The sequence below is a fragment of the Bacillus sp. FSL K6-1003 genome (genome assembly GCF_037964945.1).
Classification (GTDB): domain Bacteria; phylum Bacillota; class Bacilli; order Bacillales; family Bacillaceae; genus Bacillus; species Bacillus mojavensis.
Map to the genome: position 1 here is coordinate 3,028,753 of NZ_CP150176.1, position 17,278 is coordinate 3,046,030.

General features: G+C 41.6%; 21 protein-coding genes. 8 read left to right on the forward strand and 13 right to left on the reverse strand.

Features of this window, described 5'->3' with window-relative positions:
- The first annotated feature begins 70 nt into the window (after positions 1–70).
- Genes NSU16_RS15535 through mnhG form a run of 7 tightly spaced genes read left to right on the forward strand, consistent with a single transcriptional unit; the run spans position 71 to position 5,842 of the window.
- On the forward strand, positions 71–2,479 hold the full coding sequence (locus NSU16_RS15535; protein ID WP_339191423.1) for a Na+/H+ antiporter subunit A: 2,409 nt from the start codon (positions 71–73) through the stop codon (positions 2,477–2,479).
- Positions 2,472–2,903: a Na(+)/H(+) antiporter subunit B gene (locus NSU16_RS15540; RefSeq protein ID WP_339191425.1), complete on the forward strand. Its 432-nt coding sequence runs from the start codon at positions 2,472–2,474 to the stop codon at positions 2,901–2,903. Before NSU16_RS15535 ends, NSU16_RS15540 begins: the two co-directional genes overlap by 8 nt.
- On the forward strand, positions 2,903–3,244 hold the full coding sequence (locus NSU16_RS15545) for a Na(+)/H(+) antiporter subunit C (protein ID WP_010331684.1): 342 nt from the start codon (positions 2,903–2,905) through the stop codon (positions 3,242–3,244). The genes NSU16_RS15540 and NSU16_RS15545 overlap by 1 nt, the downstream gene beginning before the upstream one ends.
- Complete coding sequence (locus tag NSU16_RS15550; RefSeq protein ID WP_339191426.1) at positions 3,237–4,718, forward strand: Na+/H+ antiporter subunit D; 1,482 nt, start codon at positions 3,237–3,239, stop codon at positions 4,716–4,718. The genes NSU16_RS15545 and NSU16_RS15550 overlap by 8 nt, the downstream gene beginning before the upstream one ends.
- A 5-nt stretch (positions 4,719–4,723) precedes the next feature.
- Positions 4,724–5,200, forward strand: coding sequence for a Na+/H+ antiporter subunit E (locus NSU16_RS15555; RefSeq protein ID WP_010331686.1), 477 nt, complete (start codon positions 4,724–4,726; stop codon positions 5,198–5,200).
- Positions 5,200–5,484 (forward strand): Na(+)/H(+) antiporter subunit F1, encoded by a 285-nt coding sequence (locus NSU16_RS15560; protein WP_010331687.1) that lies wholly within the window; start codon positions 5,200–5,202, stop codon positions 5,482–5,484. Before NSU16_RS15555 ends, NSU16_RS15560 begins: the two co-directional genes overlap by 1 nt.
- Positions 5,468–5,842 carry a monovalent cation/H(+) antiporter subunit G gene (mnhG, locus tag NSU16_RS15565; RefSeq protein ID WP_010331688.1) on the forward strand — a complete coding sequence of 125 codons (375 nt, stop codon included), beginning with the start codon at positions 5,468–5,470 and terminating at the stop codon, positions 5,840–5,842. Before NSU16_RS15560 ends, mnhG begins: the two co-directional genes overlap by 17 nt.
- A 38-nt stretch (positions 5,843–5,880) precedes the next feature.
- Here the strand turns inward: mnhG and NSU16_RS15570 are convergent, their stop codons facing one another.
- From NSU16_RS15570 to degQ, 6 genes are all read right to left on the reverse strand, one after another.
- Positions 5,881–6,261 (reverse strand): hotdog fold thioesterase, encoded by a 381-nt coding sequence (locus tag NSU16_RS15570; protein ID WP_229149090.1) that lies wholly within the window; start codon positions 6,259–6,261, stop codon positions 5,881–5,883.
- 17 nt (positions 6,262–6,278) lie between these two features.
- Positions 6,279–6,923 carry a two-component system response regulator ComA gene (gene comA / locus NSU16_RS15575; protein ID WP_010331690.1) on the reverse strand — a complete coding sequence of 215 codons (645 nt, stop codon included), beginning with the start codon at positions 6,921–6,923 and terminating at the stop codon, positions 6,279–6,281.
- Positions 6,924–7,003: 80 nt separating this feature from the next.
- Positions 7,004–9,313 carry a two-component system sensor histidine kinase ComP gene (gene comP, locus NSU16_RS15580; protein WP_339192701.1) on the reverse strand — a complete coding sequence of 770 codons (2,310 nt, stop codon included), beginning with the start codon at positions 9,311–9,313 and terminating at the stop codon, positions 7,004–7,006.
- 15 nt (positions 9,314–9,328) lie between these two features.
- Positions 9,329–9,496: a competence pheromone ComX gene (locus tag NSU16_RS15585; protein WP_044158946.1), complete on the reverse strand. Its 168-nt coding sequence runs from the start codon at positions 9,494–9,496 to the stop codon at positions 9,329–9,331.
- Positions 9,480–10,382 (reverse strand): polyprenyl synthetase family protein, encoded by a 903-nt coding sequence (locus NSU16_RS15590; protein WP_168749496.1) that lies wholly within the window; start codon positions 10,380–10,382, stop codon positions 9,480–9,482. The genes NSU16_RS15585 and NSU16_RS15590 overlap by 17 nt, the downstream gene beginning before the upstream one ends.
- Before the next feature lie 184 nt (positions 10,383–10,566).
- On the reverse strand, positions 10,567–10,707 hold the full coding sequence (degQ, locus tag NSU16_RS15595) for a degradation enzyme regulation protein DegQ (RefSeq protein ID WP_010331694.1): 141 nt from the start codon (positions 10,705–10,707) through the stop codon (positions 10,567–10,569).
- 460 nt (positions 10,708–11,167) lie between these two features.
- Here degQ and NSU16_RS15600 point away from each other — a divergent pair, with 460 nt between their 5' ends.
- On the forward strand, positions 11,168–11,536 hold the full coding sequence (locus NSU16_RS15600; RefSeq protein ID WP_268447270.1) for a hypothetical protein: 369 nt from the start codon (positions 11,168–11,170) through the stop codon (positions 11,534–11,536).
- Here NSU16_RS15600 and NSU16_RS15605 read toward each other — a convergent pair.
- From NSU16_RS15605 to NSU16_RS15635, 7 genes are all read right to left on the reverse strand, one after another.
- On the reverse strand, positions 11,512–12,741 hold the full coding sequence (locus NSU16_RS15605; protein ID WP_010331696.1) for an EAL and HDOD domain-containing protein: 1,230 nt from the start codon (positions 12,739–12,741) through the stop codon (positions 11,512–11,514). The two genes, NSU16_RS15600 and NSU16_RS15605, sit on opposite strands and share 25 nt — an antisense overlap.
- Positions 12,742–12,876: 135 nt before the next feature.
- Positions 12,877–14,346: a nicotinate phosphoribosyltransferase gene (locus NSU16_RS15610; protein WP_010331697.1), complete on the reverse strand. Its 1,470-nt coding sequence runs from the start codon at positions 14,344–14,346 to the stop codon at positions 12,877–12,879.
- A gap of 15 nt (positions 14,347–14,361) precedes the next feature.
- Positions 14,362–14,913: an isochorismatase family cysteine hydrolase gene (locus tag NSU16_RS15615; protein ID WP_044158950.1), complete on the reverse strand. Its 552-nt coding sequence runs from the start codon at positions 14,911–14,913 to the stop codon at positions 14,362–14,364.
- A gap of 96 nt (positions 14,914–15,009) precedes the next feature.
- Entirely contained in the window at positions 15,010–15,408 is a 399-nt protein-coding gene (locus NSU16_RS15620; protein WP_339191430.1) for a DUF1694 domain-containing protein, read from the reverse strand.
- Between the two features lie 70 nt (positions 15,409–15,478).
- Positions 15,479–15,727 carry a YueH family protein gene (locus NSU16_RS15625; protein WP_010331700.1) on the reverse strand — a complete coding sequence of 83 codons (249 nt, stop codon included), beginning with the start codon at positions 15,725–15,727 and terminating at the stop codon, positions 15,479–15,481.
- Positions 15,728–15,800: 73 nt separating this feature from the next.
- Entirely contained in the window at positions 15,801–16,022 is a 222-nt protein-coding gene (locus tag NSU16_RS15630) for a spore germination protein (RefSeq protein ID WP_010331701.1), read from the reverse strand.
- A gap of 59 nt (positions 16,023–16,081) precedes the next feature.
- Complete coding sequence (locus NSU16_RS15635; RefSeq protein ID WP_010331702.1) at positions 16,082–17,191, reverse strand: AI-2E family transporter; 1,110 nt, start codon at positions 17,189–17,191, stop codon at positions 16,082–16,084.
- Positions 17,192–17,278: the final 87 nt, after the last annotated feature.

Below are 17,278 nucleotides of genomic sequence, written 5' to 3' on the forward strand. Positions count from 1 at the left end.
TCGTTTGACCGTATATTCTAATTATTTATACATAGAACAAGTTTCAATTAGAGAAAAGGAGGTCTTGTCTTTGCAGCTCTTACATTTTGCTATTTTATCGCCTTTTGTATTTGCTTTTATCATTCCCTTTCTGGCAAAATACGCAAAAAGAGTGCATACGGGCTGGTTTGTTCTGATCCTGCCCGTCTTGCTGTTTATATACTTTCTTCCAATGATCAGAATGACTCAATCGGGAGAAACATTACGATCGGTATTGGAGTGGATTCCTTCATTAGGCATTAACTTTACCGTTTATGTAGACGGTCTCGGACTGCTATTCGCCTTACTGATAACAGGGATCGGCTCGTTGGTCACTCTTTACAGTATCTTTTATTTATCGAAAGAAAAAGAACAGCTTGGGCCTTTTTATGTCTATTTATTAATGTTCATGGGCGCCATGCTCGGTGTTGTTCTTGTTGACAACGTCATGGTTCTCTACATGTTTTGGGAGCTTACCAGCCTTTCGTCCTTTTTGCTGATTGGATATTGGTACAAGCGTGAAAAATCTCGCTACGGCGCAGCAAAATCGCTCTTGATTACGGTAAGCGGCGGACTGTGTATGCTGGGAGGATTCATTCTCCTTTATCTGATCACAGATTCATTCAGTATCAGAGAAATGATCAATCAGGTTCAGTTGATTGCCGGCCATGATTTATTTATTCCGGCGATGATTTTGATTTTACTAGGCGCATTTACAAAGTCCGCCCAGTTTCCTTTTTACATTTGGCTGCCTGATGCCATGGAAGCGCCGACGCCTGTCAGCGCGTATCTCCATTCAGCCACGATGGTCAAAGCGGGAATTTATGTGATTGCAAGATTCAGTCCGATTTTCGCCTTTTCAGCTCAGTGGTTTTGGATTGTTTCTCTCGTCGGGATTTTTACCATGGTTTGGGGCTCATTCCATGCCGTCAAACAAACCGACTTAAAATCCATTTTGGCGTTTTCAACGGTCAGCCAGCTCGGCATGATCATTTCGATGCTTGGTGTCAGCGCTGCAGCCCTGCATTACGGCCATACAGAGTATTACACAGTGGCCGCCATGGCTGCTATTTTCCATCTCATCAATCATGCTACCTTTAAAGGAAGCTTGTTTATGGCAGTCGGCATCATTGATCATGAAACAGGTACGCGGGATGTCAGAAAGCTCGGCGGACTGATGGCGATTATGCCGATTACATTTACGATTTCCTTGATCGGCACATTTTCAATGGCTGGTCTCCCGCCGTTTAACGGATTTCTGAGTAAAGAAATGTTTTTCACCAGCATGCTTCGTGTGACACATGTCGATTTGTTCAACGTCCAGACGTGGGGAGCGCTGTTCCCTGTCCTCGCTTGGGCAGGAAGTGTGTTTACATTTATCTACAGCATGAAACTGCTGTTTAAAACATTTAAAGGCAATTACCAGCCTGAAAAACTCGAAAAACAGGCTCATGAAGCGCCGATTGGAATGCTCATATCACCTGTCATTCTTGTTGCGCTCGCTGTCAGTCTCTTCTTTTTCCCGAATATATTGTCCTACAGCTTGATAGAGCCTGCGATGAATTCGATCTATCCGACACTGCTGGACAGCCATGAGAAGTTTCATGTTCATATTTCGCAGTGGCATGGGTTTACAGCCGAAGTCCTGATGACACTGGGCATCATCGTTGTCGGTACGATCGGATACTTGACGATGAATAGGTGGAAAGCGATCTATAAGCAGCTGTTTCCATCGAAACTCACGCTCAATCGGTTATATGAGAAGCTCCTGACCATCATGGAAAAAGGCTCTTATCGAGTGACAAAACAATATATGACCGGATTTTTACGGGATTATCTTCTGTATATCTTCGCTGGATTTATCATTCTGATGAGCGGGGCTCTCGTTTTGAAAGGCGGATTTTCCTTTACAACTGAGGGGATGGCGAAAATCGGCATATTCGAAATGATTCTGACACTTGTGATGATCAGCGCGACAGCGGCGACTGTATTTGCCAGATCCAGACTGACGGCGATTATTTCACTTGGTGTTGTCGGTTATACGCTTGCATTGTTTTTTGTTATTTTCAGAGCGCCCGATTTGGCTTTGACCCAGCTGGTCATTGAGACGATTTCCGTCGCCCTGTTTCTGCTTTGTTTCTATCATTTGCCGAAACTGCGGCTGAAAAAGAAAACGAGAACGTTCCGAATGACAAACTTTATCATCGCTTTAGGAGTCGGCATGATTGTCACCCTGCTCGGTATCGCATCCTCAAGCCAGCGGACAAAAGACAGTATCGCCTCCTACTTTACAAAGCACAGCCATGATCTAGGCGGAGGAGATAATGTCGTCAATGTCATTCTCGTTGATTTCAGGGGTTTTGATACAATGTTTGAAATTACGGTATTAACGATTGCCGCTCTCGGCATCTTCAGCATGATTAAAACAAAAGTAAAAGAGGAGGGGAAAAGCGGTGAATGAACAAAAAACAAATGACCTTATTTTGCAGACCGTTACAAAGCTTGTATCCTTTATCATTTTGCTTTTCTCTTTCTATTTATTTTTATCAGGCCATAACGCGCCTGGAGGAGGATTTGTCGGCGGGCTAATCACATCCTCTTCCATCGTTTTGCTGCTGCTGGCTTATGATTTAAAAACCGTGCGTTCCATTTTGCCGGTTAATTTCATTTACGTCGCGGGAGTCGGTCTGCTGCTCGCTGTCTTAACAGGAGTTGGCTCTTTTGTCTTCGGAGCGCCCTTCTTAACCCACACATTCGGTTACTTTCATCTGCCGATTTTAGGGAAAACGGAGCTCGCCACGGCGACGCTTTTTGATTTAGGCGTTTATCTAGTTGTCGTAGGCATTACGATGACCATTATTCAAACGATTGGAGAGGAAGAATAATGGAAATCTTAATGGCTGTTACGGCCGGTATTATATTTATGGCTGCTACCTATTTGCTGCTGTCTAAAAGCCTGCTTCGGGTCATTATCGGAACAGCGCTTTTAAGCCACGGCGTTCATTTAATGCTTTTAACTATGGGAGGATTAAAAAAAGGCGCCGCTCCGATTTTGAGCGAGCATGCCAAGTCATTTGTCGATCCGCTTCCGCAAGCCCTGATTTTGACCGCTATTGTCATTTCTTTTGGGGTTACATCCTTCATCCTCGTCATGGCGTTTCGGGCCTATCAGGAATTGAAATCGGACAATATGGATCAAATGAGGGGAAATGATCAACATGAATAATTTTGTTATATTGCCAATCCTGATCCCGCTGTTGTCGGCCATTCTGCTGATTTTCATGAACAAACACATCATGCTCATGCGGATCTTCAGCACTGCTGCATCCGCACTCGGGATTGTGATCAGCGTTTTACTCGTACAGACCGTTTTTACAAACGGCATTCAGACACTGAATTTGGGCGGCTGGAAAGCCCCCTACGGAATTGTGCTTGTTGCAGATCAATTTGCCAGCCTGCTCGTTCTCACAACGGCAGTTATCGGCTTATTGGTTGTGCTTTATTCCTTCCGTTCTATCGGTGAGAAATGGGAAAGCGCCTTTTATTACTCAGGCGTGCAGTTTTTGCTGGCCGGGGTAAGCGGAGCGTTTTTAACAGGCGATTTATTTAATATGTACGTATTTTTCGAGCTTCTGCTTATCGCTTCTTATATGCTGATTGTATTAGGCGGCACAAAAATTCAGCTGCGGGAATCGATTAAATACATTGTGTTTAATATCGTGTCATCAGCATTGTTTGTCATCGGCGTAGGCTTTTTATACGCTGTGACCGGCACCTTAAACATGGCGGATTTAAGTGTGAGAATCAGCGAATCCGGCCAAACTGGGCTGATTACTGTAATCGGTGTCCTGTTACTCATCGTGTTTGGTATGAAGGGCGGAATTTTCCCTCTCTACTTTTGGCTTCCCGGCTCTTATTACGCTCCTCCGGCTGCCATCTCCGCATTGTTCGGCGCATTGCTGACAAAGGTCGGATTATATGCGATCACAAGAGTGTTCACACTGATTTTCATTCACGATACAGCGTTTACCCACCAGCTGATGATATGGCTCGCGGCTCTCACTGTCATCTTCGGTGTCATCGGTTCACTTGCCTATCAGAATGTCATGAAAATCGTGATCTATAACATTATTACCGCTGTCGGCGTTATTTTGTTCGGTGTTGCAATTCATACGCCAGCATCCATTCAAGGTGCGATTTACTATCTGATTCACGACATGCTGATTAAAGGCGCATTATTTATGCTGGCAGGCACGCTGATTGCTTTGACTGGAACAGCAAGCCTTCAACGAATGGGCGGGCTGATCAAGCGATACCCCATTCTTGGATGGATGTTCTTCATTTCGGCTATATCTCTTGCCGGCATCCCGCCTCTCAGCGGATTTGTAGGCAAATTTAAAATTGCGGAAGGCGGCTTCGCTGAGGGTGAATTTACGATTTCCATGCTGATCCTGCTTTCAAGCCTGCTCGTCCTGTATTCCGTGTTGAGGATCTTTATTCATGCGTTTTGGGGCGAAGAAAAAGAAACACCAAAGCAAAATCTTAGAACAGCTAAAGGACTTCTATATCCGGCAGCTATTTTTCTCTTCCTGTCTCTTCTCTTCGGATTGGGTACAGAATGGGTGTCACCGTACGTTGATCAAGCGGCCGAGACATTGCTGAATCCGGAAAAATATATTGAAGCTGTTTTGAAGGAGTAGATCGCATGGCATTTCAAATTTTATTAAATGTGTTTCTTGCTTTTTGCTGGATGTTCCTGAGCAATGATGGAAGCGCCGCCGGATTCATTACAGGCTTTATCCTGGGAATGATCTCCCTCTTTTTCTTCCGGCGCTTCCTTGCTCATCCGTTTTATCTCTGGAAAATGTTTTCGATTATCAAACTTTTTTTGATCTTTATAAGGGAATTATACCTTGCCAACGTCAGTGTGCTGAAAACAGTCCTATCGCCAAAACTGGATATCAAACCAGGCATATTCGCATTTAAAACGGAACTGACAACGGATTGGGAAATTACCCTGCTTTCACTGCTTATTACATTAACACCGGGAACATTGGTAATGGATATTTCCGATGACCGGACCATTCTCTATATTCACGCGATGGATATTGAGGATGCGGAAAAAGCGATTTTTGATATTCGTGAGTCATTTGAAAAAGCCATACAGGAGGTGAGCCGCTGATGTTTACGTTAATCCTTCAAATCGCGCTCGGCATTATGGCGGTGTCCACCCTGTTGTATGTCATTCGCGTCATCAAAGGGCCGACTGTTCCTGACCGGGTTGTGGCTCTGGATGCAATCGGCATTAATCTGATAGCGATGACAGCGCTTGTCTCCATCCTGCTGAATACGAGTATTTTTCTTGATATCATATTATTGCTGGGTATTTTGTCTTTTATCGGAACCATTGCGTTTTCTAAATTCTTAGAGAAAGGGGAGATTATCGAAAATGATCGTGATCGCTAAAATAGCAGTGGCAATATTGATCCTAATGGGGGCGCTAATTTGTCTTGTGGCTTCCTTTGGGACGCTTCGCCTTCCCGATATGTACACACGCTCTCACGCTGCTTCTAAAGGCTCAACGTTAGGCGTCAATATGATTCTGCTCGGTGTCTTCTTCTTTTTGTGGTTTATAACAGGAGAGATATCGGCAAAAATTCTGCTCGGGATTTTCTTTATCTTTATTACGTCGCCGGTCGGGGGACACTTGATCTGCCGAGCTGCGTACAACTCTGGCGTCAAGCTGGATGAAAGAAGTGTACAGGATGACTATAACGGAATCAGAAACTTTGTGATTAAACGAAAAGAGGATTCTTACCTATAAAAATGAGCAGCCGGACAGGCAGAGTTCCGGCTGTTTTTTTATTTTGTGATGACAGCCAGCGTGCATCTGGATATACAGATCAGCCTTTCTTGCTCGTCATAAATGTGAATCTGATACACAATGGTCGTTCTGCCTTTATGAACGGGCTCGGCTACGGCCTTTACCGTCCCTTCCTTGACAGATTTCAGATGATTGGCGTTGATCTCCAAACCGAAACATACTTGTGTACTAGAATCGATTAGATGCTGCGCACCCACGCTCGCCGCAGTTTCCGCAAGAGCCACTGAAGCACCTCCATGCAAATAACCAAAGGGCTGGACTGTCCGGTGATCCACCGGCATCACTGCCACGCAGCGTTCCGCTGTGCTTTCTACAATTTCAATTCCCAGCGCGCCAAGCAATGTATGTTTCATATCCATAGTTTACACTCCCTTATTTAAAGCACACCGTCTGATTTTGCAATCAACACCGCTTCCGTCCGGGAACCGACATTAAGCTTGTTGAAAATCGACGTCAGGCTGTATTCAATGGACCGCTTGCTTAAATGAAGCGCATCTGCAATTTCTTGGTTGGTAAAACCTTTTTCAACTTCTTGAAGAATCAGGCATTCTCTTGGTGTGAGCACATCTTGTTCTTTTTGAGAGGAAGGGGCCGGCTTTGTTTTTTGCTGAGTCATCAGCTGTTTAAAGTAAGCGAAATCGACTAAAATTTCTCCGTTGAGCACGTGATATATGTATTGGGTGATCTTTTCCTTTGATTCGGTTTTGCTGATGGCGCCGTGCAGACCAGCACGAATCGCTTCCTCAAAATAATCCTCGACCTCATAACCGGTATATACGATAATTTTACAATGAGGATTCTCTTGTAAAATCTGTTTAGAAAGCTCCATCCCATTGACATCGCCGCCTAAGTTCAAATCCATTAAAATGAGATCATATGATGAGAAATCATGCTGGCGTATGAACTGTTCGCTGGGTTCAGGACTGAGACAATCAACAGACAAATTCGAATCCGTTTCCAAAATTGTCTTGGTGCCTTCCATGACAGCCGGATGGTCATCAATCACTAGTATCTTTTTCATGTTTTCCTCCCTTTTACTCACTCATTTCCATTTTATAAAAAAGACTTGGCTTATGCCAAGTCGTTTCCGTTATAAAACCATTACAATTCCATTTCAATATCGGCCTTAAAGCCCTTTCCTTCACTTGTTTCGATTCGGAGGCGTCCATCTAAAGCCCTGACTCGCTCCTTAATGCCAGAAAGACCCATACTCATGGAATGTTCGTTGGTTTTCTCTTGATCAAATCCCACACCATCGTCCTCATAATGGAGAACAATTTTGTTTTGAATGCTGATCAGCATAATAAGCACTTCCGTCGCCTGAGAGTGTTTCACTGCATTCGATAAAAACTCTTGAATGATCCGGTACAAATTCAGCTGCGAATCCAAATCAAGCGACGCCGTAAATCTGCCGGTATTTAAGCGAATATGAAACGGAACCCGCTCCTGCTGCTGCGCCACCAGCTTGGACAACGCCTTCACCAGTCCCAAATCATACAAAAGCTGCGGCCGCAATTCATGACACGTCTCTCTCGTCATCGAAATCACATCAGACATCTGCTCATTCATCTGTACAAGCTTGTCCTGCACCTCTTCCTGACACGGATTATTATCCTTCTTAAAATCAGCCAAAAACAGCTCACACTGGCGCTTTAATGAAATCAAATCCTGAAGAACGGAATCGTGGAGATCGCGGGCGAGATCAGAGCGTTGTTTTTCTTCGATCGCAAACATTAGCTTTTTCAGCCATATCGGGTTTGTTCCCTCTTGTTTTAAGTCCTTCAAATGTTCCATGAGTTCTTCAATCTGCATGACATTTTCCATTGACACGCTCGTGTAAAAAGAAAGTGTCTTCAGCCATGATATTTCATCACGTGTTAGCCGAGGAGTGTTAATATTAGATAAACAAAGCAAAACATAAGAACTTCCGCCTCGTTCACCAACTTTCATGAGAAAACCCTGATTAACTTCGATAATTTTCCCGATTTCTGAAGTTACGTTTTCAAATTCCTTTTCATATAGTTGCCAATCCGGCTCCTTGACTTGCTTATCTAGATATATCACTTTGTGATCAGGAGCAATTTCGAAGGTATATGCCTTGCTTACAAGCAGGACATCCAAAATAGTATTTTTCAATTCTTTAAAGACTTGTTGAAGAGAAGTTACGCTTCTCATAAGCTGAGTGTATTTAAAAATACTGTCCTGATAGTTGAATTTTTCAGAAAACCGTTTTAATCGAAATTTAAAATCTATGACCTCTTTGAAATAGAAGACAGAGAACATGACAACAAAAATAAATACAGTTTGGCGTGCAGGATTCATTTGTATTCCCACTAGATCAAACCAAACTAATGCTCCAACTGTAAGTAGAGTTGGTATGATAGCAAGGAGAGTATAATATCTCATCCTTCCTAAAATAAATTCTATATCAAACATTTTATTAGCCACAAACTGATACACTAAACCGAAAGGAATAAGTACAAGCAATGACGCTGAAATTAACGCCGGGAAAATATAGTTACCTGTAAGTATAATCGGAAGAACATAAAATATTAAAAATGGCGCAAATGAAAGTGTATTTGTTAAAATTAATAATTTAATAATAAACGAATGCTCAGCATATTTATGTTTATTTAGATGGAAGTATATCGATACAAAAGCAAATAAAGTTAAAGCCGCAAAAGAAACCAAATTAACAGTCGCCAAAAAGTCAATATCAACTTGAAGATAGGCACGATAAAACTCAATCACAATGTTAAATATTGGGATTACATAAAGAGCCGAGATTCTTTTCAAAAAAGTTTTTCCTATCTCTTTAAGATATCCTTGTATAAACTGAAGATAAAGAATAGGAGAGGATATAAAAGTAAACAAGTTTATATACCTATTAATTCTATGTCCTCTAAATGGTCCACCTGCACTTATATAAGCTATTGAAATGTCTAATAACAGCAAAACAAGAATATAACCAGCAAATGACTTTCTTACTTTACTTACCTTAAGTATATAAAAAATACATATTATGCTTAAAAAATAAAAAACCAAGGGAAGTACGAACAAAAAGAAACTATAAGTTCTATTTAAAGTAACTAAATCAAAATCTTCGAGATGAATCTTTTTTCCATACCTTAAAATATCCAAACTGTTAATATGGCTCAAATATCCCCATTTCAAATGCTTTGTTGATGGTTTTTCTTCATTAATTTTTAATATGATATCTCCCGTTCTGAGACCAACAAATTGTCCATACGAAGACTCTGATATTTCTTCTATTACAAATTGATTTTTATGATTTTTTTGAACCTTAGTACCAATAATAATACCATTCATACTGATATATGTTATGTAGCATATATAGAGAACACTCAAAGCAATTATGGTTAATGTGAATTTTTTTATTAAGTTCTTCAATTTAAAATTCACCTATTAACCATCCCATTCACGGGTTGTTGGGCTAGACAGATGATAATCATTGTAAGCTTTAATTATTGTTTCAGTTTCGTCTGAACTAAAACCTATAAGACAAGCTTCTCTATTTTTCAATTTTTTTAAAACCTCAGGATAACTTAAAAAGTAGTTAATTAGGTCTTGCATTTTCATCACCCTTTTTATAATTTAATAAGTGTTTCTTTATCAAATCTTTTTTCTCTTTATATAAATTTAATTGTTCTATAGCAGAAATACATTTTTGCTTATATAGCTGCAATAATACTGAAACGTATTGGGTAACTCCTGCCTTAATTAACTTTTCTGCGAATTTATCCTTATTTAATAACGCCTTATGATACAAATCCTTATTTGAAAATAAGTACAATAATTCTTTCGAAGCTTCATTAAATACACGTTTAAGATATAAATAAATCAATGTTTGTTTATTTTTTTCAATATCACTGCGATTTCCAGAAAAAAGAACATGATAGTCTCCAGAAATTTGGGCTACAATTCCCTTATAATAGGAGTATCTTTCGACTATTTCATTATATTCATCTGTAGCTAATATAACACCTGTTACATTAGCTAATGCTATCAAGCTCCCACATTTTAATCTAATTACCTCTAAACACTCATCCTCTGTTTTGGATTTATTAGTGATATCGTCATGTTGACCTTGCATGGCCTCTTTCACATATTTTAAAACATATTTAAAAATCAAAGGATTGATATCCATGGAATGAATACTTGTTAATCCTATTGTATATAAGAAAAGCGCAGCATTTAAGGATTCTGATCGATTAATTTTCATCCATAAAGCCTGATGATTATCTTCATCTTCAAGATCATCCATGATATCTGATGAAAGAATAAGAATTTCTATTCCTGCACCGAGCTTTGTTGCAACCTCTAAATTCTTCCCTCCAAAAACCACATAATGTAAAATTGCAGATTCAGCAAAGGAGAATATTTCTTTAGAATCGATAAATGAGTAAAGAAGTTGTGTCAAATCTTCGTTAAAACTGTATTGCTTTATAATTTCTTTCATTTCCCGTTTGATATCAACCGGATCTAAACACATCTGCTCAATAACGACTTCCCCCCTCCCCTTCCATTTTACTAAATGGGCTATCCAAAGGACAGCAGGTTTTTCGTTTTTTAACAATCATATAATACTTTATCCATTTATTGTACGGGAAGAACGAAAAAAAAGACTTGTTTCCAAGTCTTTTTTACGAAATTTTCATTGCGTATGTGAATTTATCGAGCTGATCAATGCTTTTGTTAATGTTTCGTAATGAATCTGTCGTTTCTTTAATATCAAGTTCGAGTCGGAATAACAATTGTTTTACTTCTTCAAGTTTCTTTTCCATCGTTTCCACACTCCTTTTTTTGAAAGATCAATGAATTGTGTATGGTGAACGAGTCCTAGGTATTTGATCTGTTACTAATAGTGTATCTGGTTTCGAGTTATTTTTCACCGAAAAGTATACAAAAAGATCCTGCGTGACACCGCAAATATCAATAGGTCTTTGTGCTTAAAGGAATCACAATGAGAACAGGACTATTTTTCTACGTGTAAAAACGGTGATTTCGGATGGAATTGAGAAAGATTCTTAATTCCTTTGATTTTATTGTATTTAACTGTTTCACCAAGTAAGACTATAGTCCCCCTTGCTGCTTTTTCAAAGTTTAATACGCGATTCTTGGCGTATCGTGACCGACAAACACCGAAAAGACCGCAACGCAAAGTTGTGGCCTTTTCGCTTTGTCATATTCGGCACCTGAGTGATCTATACATATAGACATATCCCCTTTTTGCGAGGTGCTTCCATGAGATATCCTTATCCTTGGCTCTACGTCTATCCATACGACATACGCCGTCCGCCTACTCCTGCCGCCAATACAGCGACCTTTATCCGTTCCGCACAGGATGCCGCCGGGCTGCTTGCTGATGCTCAGCTTGTACTTAGGCGCATTGCGGGGTCACAGGAGCTTTCGCGCCGCATCATGACCGCAGCGGAGCAGTCAGATAAACAGACAGTAAAACGTCTGATCAAACAGACAGGCGTCCGGCATGATGTGGATTCGGTCTTTAATCCCGATGGCATATACATCAGCCTAATCAGCACGCAAAGCCGAATCATCGTGGCGTTGCGATGGTCAGAAGACCGCAATTACTTTTCGCCCATGAGCTTATGACACCACTCCAAGGCTTCCAAATAACAGTCGTACGCTTCTTCCTTGTCCAATTCTTTTGCTAATTCTCCGCAAGTGTCCCAATTGTTGGTTTCGATTAACTTCACAAGCTCAAGCATTTGGTAATAGTCATTTTGATGACCTAATAACGCTTGACCTACTTCATCTATTAAAGGCAATTCTTGAATAATCTCTTCTATTTCTCTGTGCAAAAGGGTGTCTATGAGAGAAAACATCCCGATCAGCATATACGAGGCCGGCTGCGGGCGCGCTGTTTTTCTTGCCAACAGTTCACATAGTTTTGCTCTCATTAAAGAAATTTTTATGATTTCGTGTTTGCTGGAATTCCCTTTTCTGCTTAAATCCTTAAAGGATAGGATGTATATCCACCGTTTGATTTCGTTAAACCCAAGAAGCATGATAGCCTGCTTAATGCTGTCGATCTTTTGGGTTAAGCGGTTATGAGAAGAGTTTAAGAATTTTAAAATTTGATATGACAGTGATAAATCACGTTCTATGTACTCAGTTACACGCTGGATGTTAGGCTGCTCTTTGCTTAATTCGTTGAGCAATTCATAGTAAGAATAAAAATGGGTCGACAGATCATGGCCGCTGATGATACGCGGTTCGCTGAAAAAGTAGCCTTGAAATAACTGAAAGCCATCTTGCACCGCCTGTTCATATTCTTTGCGTGTTTCTACTTTCTCAGCTAAAAAAATCAGGCCGCAACTGCTGTAGGTTTGCAAAATGTTTCGGCGTTCCATTCGGGTGGTTTTAAGAAAATCAATTTTCAATATATCAATATAGCTCATGAGCTTTTCCAATAATTTTTCATTTTTCGGGTTTATCGCGTAAAAATCATCGAGTGCCAGCGTATACCCCATTTTTTTCAGCTCTCTGCACCTTGAGACGAGAGCCGGAGTGATCGGTATATCTTCAAGGATTTCAATCACAAGCTGTTTTGGATTGAAGGAGGTGGGGAGATCCGAAAACATCAGGCTTTCAGTGAAATTGACAAAACAGCGTTTTCCTTCCGTCAGCTTCTCGATTCCGATGTTTAAAAAGCTGTTAATCACCAAATCTGTTGTAGCCTGATCGCCGTCTGCAGCGGAATACACATTCTCTTCGCTCTCTCTATATAAAAGTTCATAAGCGACAACCTGTTCTTTTCGATTAAATATAGGCTGTCTTGCAACAAACACCCTCATTGATTTATCCTCCTTACAAAACACGCGGCTTTCCACCCTAAGTATATCAAATAATTTGACGAAATTTGTCTAAACATGAAAAATATTATTCCCACAAAAAAACTGGCCTCTTCGCGAACGAAAGGCCAGTTTGCTTTATTCTTCGAGCTCTTCTTCAAGTCTGCTTTTCACTTCATGGATCCGCTGCATTTTGTTGCTCCAGCAGTCCTCGCTTAAATCAACCGGGTATTCTTCAGGTTTGCTGATTCTCTTATATTCCTCCCACAGAAGGCTGAGGTTGTCTTGTACGTATTGCTGAATGTCAGAAATCTCAGGGTTCTGGTAGCATAGGATGCCTTTTTCAAAAATCAGCTCGTGAAGATCCTTCGCATAGAAATTCGTGACGAATTTGCTGATGAAGGTATGAACCGGGTGGAACATTCTCAGCCGCTTCTGGTCATTCACCTGCTCGTCATAAAGCGCAATGTAATCACCTTCAGAATGATGATTTAACTGATTAATAATTCGGTACACTTTCTTTCTGCCAGGTGTCGTCACTTTGTCAGGGTTGGATGAAATTTTGATCGTGTCGACCATTTCTCCGTCTTCTTCGATGGCGACGAGCTTATAAACTGCGCCGAGAGCAGGCTGGTCATAGGCTGTAATCAACTTCGTGCCGACACCCCAGACATCTATGCGCGCTCCCTGAGCCTTTAAATTCATAATGGTATGCTCATCCAAGTCACTCGATGCAATGACTTTCGCGTCTGTAAACCCTGCTTCATCAAGCATTTTCCGGGCTTTTTTTGACAGGTACGCCAAATCGCCGCTATCCAGGCGGATGCCAATGAAGTTGATGCGGTCTCCGAATTCCTTGGCCACTTTAATCGCATTCGGCATGCCTGAACGGAGCGTATCATACGTGTCGACTAAGAAGACGCAATCCTTATGCGTTTCCGCATATTTTTTGAACGCTGTATATTCATCGCGGTAGGCCTGCACAAGCGCATGTGCATGTGTGCCTGATACCGGGATATTAAAGCGCTTTCCGGCTCTTACATTGCTTGTCGCGCTGAAACCGCCGATTAAGGCTGCTCTCGCTCCCCACATAGCCGCATCCATTTCATGCGCCCGTCTTGTTCCGAATTCAAGTGCAATTTCGTCGCCAATGACGCCCTTGATGCGCGCCGCTTTTGTCGCGATTAATGTTTGGTAATTCACAATGTTAAGCAAAGCTGTTTCAATAAGCTGCGCTTCTACAAGGGGAGCTTCCACCCTCATAATCGGCTCATTGTTAAAAACCAGCTCTCCTTCTTTCATGGAATAAAGAGAACCTGTAAAAGATAAACCGCTCAAATAATCAATAAAATCTTCATGATAACCAAGCTCATCTCGTAAATAAGTCAGGTCACTATCGGTAAACTTGAAGTTTTCCAGATATTCAATGGCTTTTTCCAAGCCCGCAAAAACCGCATAGCCATTCTCAAACGGAAGCTTTCTGAAAAAAAGCTCAAAAATCGCTTTCTTTTCATGAATGCCGTCTCTCCAGTAAGTTTCCGCCATATTGATTTGATAAAGGTCTGTATGTAATGACAGGCTGTCATCTTTAAAACCGTACTCTAACACTGTTTTTCCCCTTCCTTACTCTGCCACTTGCGCTCCGATGCTGTTTGCAAAATGGGAAAGAGCCCACGTATGCCCCTCCTGATTAAAGCTGGCAACAGCCTGTTTATGCACAACAATCCGGAAACCTTTGTTGTATGCATCAACCGCTGTATGCAAGACACAGATATCTGTGCAGACGCCGGCTAAATGCAGCTCGTCAATCTGCCGCTCTCTGAGTTTCAGCTCTAAATCAGTACCCGCAAAAGCAGAATATCTCGTTTTTTCCATGTAATATACATTATGATCATGTGCATGTTTCTGATATAGAGGCAAAAGCTTTCCGTACAGGTCTTTTCCTTCCGTACCCTTGATATTATGCGGTGGAAACAGACGGGTTTCAGGGTGATATTGATCCCCTTCATTGTGAGAATCTACTGCAAATACGACGTAATCACCGTTTGTGATAAAGTGTTCTGTCAAATTGACGATCGCCTCTTCAATCATTCTGCCGGGCTCCCCGCAGGTCAATTTTCCGTCACTCGCCACAAAATCATTCGTATAATCAATACAAATAAGTGCTTTTTTCATAGCCGGCCTCCCCGCCATCAGTATGAGAACATTATATCTTATCTCCCGTTGTAAGGGAATTGCCATGAATAAAAAGACAAACGGTCCGTTTGTCTCTTAAGATTTCAGCACCGACCGATTAAAAATGTCGTCCTGAATATATATAGATTCATGATTTACCGCACTGTCCGCCGCAATGACAAGGCCTAAAGGCGTCTGAAACTGAAGATCAGATACGACTTTAAAAGGCACTCCGTTTCGGTTCGCCATTTTTACATAAGGGGAATAAGACTGATACTGAAGCTCCCCATTGATAAGAAGAGATATATGTTTATTACGTTTAAACGCCTGCTCCGCTTCGTCATATGGTTTGCTTCTGAGCACCTGCCCTTTTGTCAGTACCAAAAGCACTCTTTCCCGCAATGAGCCTAAAAACAAGTGGCGCTCGTCAGGTTTTGTTTCCAGCGGCCCGTACATTCCTTGCTGTAAATAGAGATCCAGCGTTTCATCACTCAAAAGCTCGTCCTCCCGTCTTGTTTGTCTTCATTATCGCCTGATCCTGCGGGGGCTAAACTTTCAAGGACTGTTACATTTCCGTTACCCAGTGAATGATTTTTTTTGCCAGCTCACCAGCAGGCTCTTCCTCTGTATGCCGGCGCAAAGAAGCCTCCAGCCGTTCTGGCAGCGATGATTTTTCTTCCTCGTATGAAATTATCGTGCTCCACTCCAGCTGCGGAACGGCTACGAGCGTATGCAGCTCTTTTCTGTTTTCATGCAGATATACGTCAGTGATCATTCCTGTTTGTGTGCTGATATTTGCTTTTCTGATTTTCATAACATGACCTCGCTATTTAAAAGACTATCCATATTATACAATAAAAAAGCAACAGCCTCTCTAGAAAAGGCTGTTACCCGTTAAACGAAACGGTATCATCAATGATATCGGCATCGTTAAAATTTGTTTTACTATATTCGTTATTGATCTTCACAAAATCCCCAAGCTGAAATGTGCCAGACCCAGCACCTGTGTGATCAACGCTTTTCGGCGCAATCGCAAACACATCTCCAAAGCTGGCTGCAGCATCACCTGATATAGACATAATATATATTGGCCCTACAATCGCAGGCATTTCCCCACCTCCGCACTGATTTACAGCATCATATGCGGAAAGGAGCCGATGGTGCCCGCCTATTCAGCGGGACGTTCGTTTTCTTCAAGGCGTGAACGCTGGCGCAGCTTGATCAGCCGCACGATATTCAAGAAAAACGCCTTGACTACCGCATACACCGGCACAGCTAAAATCATGCCGAGAATGCCGCCGAAGCTTCCGGCTCCGATCAACAGCAAAATGATGGTAAGCGGGTGCGTATTCAAACGTTTTCCGATAACGAGCGGAGAAAGCAGATTTCCGTCGAGCTGCTGAACGATCACAACCACGATGATCGCAAAAAGCGCTTTGGCCGGTGAATCCATAAAGCCGATAATGACAGCCGGCGCAGCGCCGAGAAAAGGTCCGACATATGGAATGATATTTGTAATGGCCATGACAATTCCAAGAATCAGCGCATATGGCAGCCCTGTTATCAAGTATCCAATAAAGCACGCTGTCCCTACAAAAAGACAGATTAACAGCTGTCCCTGAAAATATGCAGCGAGTGTGTCGGATAAATCTTTAAAGATTTTTAGACCTTCTGTCCGGTAAGAAGCCGGAAGTATTTTGACTGCCAGGTGCGGAAAGCGGTGTCCATCCTTCAGCATATAAAAGAGGATAAACGGAACAGTGATAATGACAAGTGTGATATTAGTCACGACACCAAACACCGCGGATAAACTGGATGTAATATTTTGCGGCAGGTTTTGGAGAAAGCTTGTCAGAGACTGTTCAATTTTTGATATGGATACATAATCCTGTGTCATCATCCAGGTAAACCATTGAGAGTGAGATAAATCCTTTGTCAATGCCTGAATCTGTTTTATATATTCAGGAAGATTGTTAAACAGCCCGGTCACCTGCGATGTAATGACAGGCCCGACTGCCGCAGAAACAAAGGCAAGCAAACCGATAAATACTAAATAAATGAGCAGAATCGATAATGTCCGCGGCATTTTTTTCTCAAGCAGGCGGACGACCGGATTAAAAATAAAATACAGAATTCCTGCGATCAGCATCGGGAAAAACAATGTTGTGATAAACACGATAAACGGCTGAAACACAAATGAAACTTTTGTTGCTACGAAAATAATCAGCAAAACAAATAAAATTTGCAATGTCCAAAAATGGACTTTTGATTTCAACAAGCTTGTTCCTCCTAGTTTTTCTTTGTCTTACAGATAAAAGAACTTGCACCCCATTATTGTAACAAAAATGAACTGATATCAGAACTT